The 4,100-nt window shown below is 71.2% G+C and carries 7 protein-coding genes; 4 read left to right on the forward strand and 3 right to left on the reverse strand.

The features are described 5' to 3' along the window. Positions 1 to 1,103 precede the first annotated feature (1,103 nt). Positions 1,104 to 1,454 (forward strand): PadR family transcriptional regulator, encoded by a 351-nt coding sequence (locus QOZ89_RS46805; protein ID WP_312630370.1) that lies wholly within the window; start codon positions 1,104 to 1,106, stop codon positions 1,452 to 1,454. Positions 1,455 to 1,507: 53 nt separating this feature from the next. Here the strand turns inward: QOZ89_RS46805 and QOZ89_RS46810 are convergent, their stop codons facing one another. Next, on the reverse strand, positions 1,508 to 1,765 hold the full coding sequence (locus QOZ89_RS46810) for a hypothetical protein (protein WP_312630371.1): 258 nt from the start codon (positions 1,763 to 1,765) through the stop codon (positions 1,508 to 1,510). Between the two features lie 108 nt (positions 1,766 to 1,873). Between QOZ89_RS46810 and QOZ89_RS46815 the strand changes: the two genes are divergently transcribed. From QOZ89_RS46815 to QOZ89_RS46825, 3 genes are all read left to right on the forward strand, one after another. Beyond that, entirely contained in the window at positions 1,874 to 2,059 is a 186-nt protein-coding gene (locus QOZ89_RS46815) for a hypothetical protein (RefSeq protein ID WP_312630372.1), read from the forward strand. 44 nt (positions 2,060 to 2,103) lie between these two features. Continuing rightward, positions 2,104 to 2,331, forward strand: coding sequence for a hypothetical protein (locus QOZ89_RS46820; RefSeq protein ID WP_312630373.1), 228 nt, complete (start codon positions 2,104 to 2,106; stop codon positions 2,329 to 2,331). 306 nt (positions 2,332 to 2,637) lie between these two features. Continuing rightward, a complete protein-coding gene (locus tag QOZ89_RS46825) occupies positions 2,638 to 2,781 on the forward strand; it encodes a hypothetical protein (protein ID WP_157910466.1) in 144 nt (47 codons plus the stop codon). Between the two features lie 85 nt (positions 2,782 to 2,866). Here the strand turns inward: QOZ89_RS46825 and QOZ89_RS46830 are convergent, their stop codons facing one another. Both QOZ89_RS46830 and QOZ89_RS46835 read right to left on the reverse strand, forming a co-directional pair. Next, a complete protein-coding gene (locus tag QOZ89_RS46830; protein ID WP_083418434.1) occupies positions 2,867 to 3,415 on the reverse strand; it encodes a hypothetical protein in 549 nt (182 codons plus the stop codon). Next, positions 3,412 to 4,100, reverse strand: a 689-nt coding sequence (locus QOZ89_RS46835) for a hypothetical protein (protein WP_312630374.1), incomplete at its 5' end; no start/stop codon positions are given. The genes QOZ89_RS46835 and QOZ89_RS46830, both read right to left, overlap by 4 nt.

The following is a 4,100-nucleotide window of genomic DNA, read 5'->3' on the forward strand; positions in this document are numbered from 1 at the left end:
ACCCGCCGGGCGCGCCCGGCGCGCCAGCGCCGCGCGCAGCCCGCCGCGGGGCGCCCTGGCCGTCGGCGCGCCGGGCGCGGCGCCGCCCGACGCCGCCCGGCGCCGCCCTTGAACCCGTACAGAAAGTCTGCGACAGGCCTCGTATTCGGGCGCCGCACGACTACGGTCTGGCGTATGACGGGGGCCGAAGCTGCCGGGTGGGGCGCGCTCGGCGCTTTCGCGTTGGATGGGCTGGAGTTCGCTGCGGCCATTCACCGCGCACAGGGGTGGCCGTGGAGACGACGTGGTGAACCACCCGCGGCGCCGTTTCTGACGGCGATCGTGATCAGAGTGGTGGTCGGGGCGATCGTGGCCGGGGCCATGGGTGCGGGCGGGCAGTTCAACGGACCGTTCGCCGCGTTGGCTGCTGGAATTGCCGCGCCCCTGCTGGTCCAGCAGCTCGCTCGCCGCGTCCCCCGAAGCCCAGCGCCAGAGGTTGTCCCAGTAGAGACCGCTCCCGAGGCCGGTGATCCGACACCGGCTATGTCACCTGTTCCAGCGGACGCTCCCGGAGCTCGGGCTCAGGGGGCCTGACCATGCGCGCCGATCGCTTCACCGGGCAGCTGATCACAGCTCTCGCTCGCGATACCCCGCTCTACAGAAGACCTCCGGACGGGTCCGGGTTCCTTGGCTGGCTGCGCTCGGCCCTGGCACGCGAACAGTCCCCTACCCTCGACGGTCCGGTCGAGGACCCCTCGCCTGTAGTGGCAGGGCTAACCGGGCGGGTCCCGACGCCCGCCGCGCGGAAGCGGTCTCTCGGGGAGCGGGAGCGGCTCCTCGTGGAGCAGGCTCGCGCCGAGCAGGAGCGGCTTATCGCCCTTCTCCCCGAGGTGGAAGGCACAGACCGAGTCGAGACCGAGCGGGCGTGGGCAAGGCTAGAACTCCGGGTCGGAAGATCTTCCGGGGGCGGAGACGAGGAAGTTCCATCCGGGCGCCGCGCACCGCACGATGACAGTGAAGAGATCGACGACGCTGGTGACGCCAGCTCGCCTTGAAACTGGCAGACACGAGGCTGCACGGTTCACGACTACCCCTATACAGAGTTCTGGGGTAGGGTCTGGGTCATGGGTGGGAAGCGTCGACAGTCGGGGCCGCGGATCACGCTGCCTACGGTGGCGGTGCTGCGGGTGATGCTGGGCGACCCGACCGGGGATCACTACGGGCTTGCACTCGCTGAGTCGACGGGGTTCCCGTCCGGGACGATCTATCCGGTGTTGGCTCGGCTGGAGAAGGCCGGTTGGCTGGCGAGCTTCTGGGAGGACGGTGACCCGGTCGCGCTCGAGCGACCGCGGCGGCGGCTGTACCGGCTGACCGGCCACGGCGCCCTCGCCGCCCGCGAAGCCCTCGACACCGCCACCCAGCGCATGTTCGGCTCCCAGCCGCCCGCCTACCAGCCACGGGCAGGTACCGCATGAGCGGCGCTACTCGCCCCGATCCTCCCGGTCCCACCGGCCGCGATACCGCTGCCTCACTCTGCGGCCTCGTTGTCTGCACCGGCCGCAACATCATTTCCATCATCGTCAAGGCCATCGCTGTCGCCGTCCACGCTGCCATCGCCGACGGCGGCGGCGTCCGCGGTGGCGTCCGTGCCACCACGGTCATCGCTGACAAAGCCGACCGTGACGGTGGGACAGGTCTCCGTTCCTTCATCGCCGCCGTCCGCGCCCTTGCCCTCGTCGCGGTCGTCCTGGTCGTCCTCGCCGTCGGCATAGCCCGCATCGGTCAATGGCCGAAGGGCTCGTCCGGGGTGGGAAGGCCGTCGTTGCATGGCCTGGGTCGGGTGGTTCGCCGGCTGGTGAGGTCCCGGTCTGCACGGGGGGTGGTGGACGTACTGGTGGATGGTGCGGTCGGGCGGCTGCCGGAGTGCGAGCGGGAACGGTGGGCGGAGGAGTGGGCCGAGCACCGCACCCACCGGCGAAGGCTGGGCCTGTTGTGGTGGGCGCTGTGCCTGCGGGCTACGGCGTTCCGGATGGCGGCCGAGCTGCGCGAGGAAGCGCGGCTTCCGCGCCCGGATCGATGATCTTTTCGGGCACCCTATGAAGAGTTTTAGGTAAGGAGGGTTGGATGGCTCCGTGGCTTGAGGGACTGCGGACGGTGGCGCAGCCGGTCGTTGGCGCGCTGCCCGCGTTGGTGGTCGTGCTGTTCGCCGGGCTGCTGATGTTGCTCGGCTTGTTCTTCCGGGCCGACGGTCGTGCCTACGTCCTCGGCTGCGCCAGCTGGCTGGTCGACCTGGCCGCCGTCGTCGTCGGCTCCCCGCGGAACCGCAGCGGCGGCGCGGGCCGGCGCCGGTGACTCGGAGGTGGCGCTGCGCGCTACCTCCATAGGTGCACGGCGGATGGCGGTGACCCCGGCGAGGGTCGGGCGGGCGTAGCGGTGGGGTTCGCGGGTGGGGCAGGCGAAATCGGAGTACGCGCGAGCAGGCGAGGTGCTCAACGGCGTGGGAGAGGTGGGGAGGGGGCCCTCCATGGCTAGTGGAGGGCCCTCTCCGCCGAGTCGCCCGTCCGGACCAATTCAGACGTCGCCTCGGTGCAGCCGGCCGCCTGGGGCGGTGTACGGCTGCGGGGTCTATGTCAAGCGCCGGGTTTGGTGGAGACTGAGTTGTCACGCGCCGGCGAGCTGCCGGGCGTCCTGCTGGTCTGTCTGGCTGGCCGCCCAGGCAGCCTCGTGCTCGGTGGGTGGGACCAGACCGATCTCGCCGTGTCGGTGCTTCTCTGGGGGTCGGACGCTGGTCCGGGCGCCTGATTTCTGCGTTTGTGCAGCTCAGGGGCTGTTTGACTTGAAGGTATTGTCTGCAACAGGTGTGGTGCAAGGGCGACGCGCCGGGTTTTTATCGGCTCGTCGTCGGGGCGTTGATGCGGGTCATCAGTTCGCGGTTTGCCTGCCGGGCGGCGGCGAGGTCCTGGTCGCGTTCCTCGAGTTGGAGGCGTAGGTCGACGACCTGCTGCTCGAGGTTGACGATGCGCGTGTTGAGTTTGTCGATGTCGGCCGGGGCGCCGAGTCCGGACTCGCGCCAGGCCTGTTCACCGAGGGTGTCGGACAGGCGGTTTTCGAGTTGGTGGATGCGGGCGGCCAGGCGGACGGCGCGTTCCTGGGCAGCGAGCAGGTCGGCCTGTAGGGACGCCCGGGTGACGGCGGGTCCGACGCCGGGGGTGGGAGCGGGCTGGGCTTCGAGGGCGTGGGCCTGCTCGAGCAGGTCACGGTGCCGGTAGAGAAATGTCCGGTCGACGCCGGCGGCGCGGGCGATACCGCTGATGGTGATCTCCTCGCCGGCGGCGTGGGCGCTGGTGAGGGCGGTCTGGACGCGCCCGCGGCGCCGGTCGGTGTCGGCGCGCCGGCCCTTCGCCATCGCGGCGGTGCGGGAGGAGGAAGTGGTCATGGCGTCGCCTGGCCGGCGGGGAGGGCTCCGGCGCGCAGCCGGGGCATGCCGAGCATCGCGGCGCGGTGGCGTCGGACGGTCGCGACGGCGTCGTCGATCTGGGCGCGTTCGGGGCCGGTGAGTTGGTCGAGGCCGGCGCTGACGCGGCCGATCAGCCTGCGGATGCGGGTGATCTCCTCGTCGGAGGGCATGGCCTCGGCTCTGGCCCAGTCGTCGACGTCCGCGGTGGCGAGGAGCCGTTCGCGGGTGCGCAGCAGGTCGTCGAGGTAGCTGGTCAGTTCGGGCAGGTAGGAGACGTCGGTGCGGAAGTGGTCGCAGCCGGCGCAGCGGAACCGGTAGGGGCAGGCCTGGCCGCCGGCCTTGACGTTGGACGGCTCGGCGCAGATCCCGAACGGGACGGCGACCTCGCCGATCGCCCGGTGGGTGTGCGCGGCGTCGAGGAGGGCTTGGGCCTGCTGCCAGACGCGGTTGCCGTGCCGGTCGAACTGCAGGGCGGTGAGCCGGTCGACGGCCTCGCGGCGGCGCTGCTCGCCGACGCGGTAGTACTGCCGGGTGGTGTCGAGCTTGCGATGGTCCATCAGCTCGCGCAGCACGTCGATGCCGACGCCGGCGTCGGCGTGCCGCTGGGCGTAGGTGTGCCGGTAGGCGTAGAGCACGATCCTGCTCTTGTCGAACTCGACCCCGT

The organism is Pseudofrankia coriaricola (assembly GCF_032027725.1).
GTDB lineage: Bacteria > Actinomycetota > Actinomycetes > Frankiales > Frankiaceae > Pseudofrankia.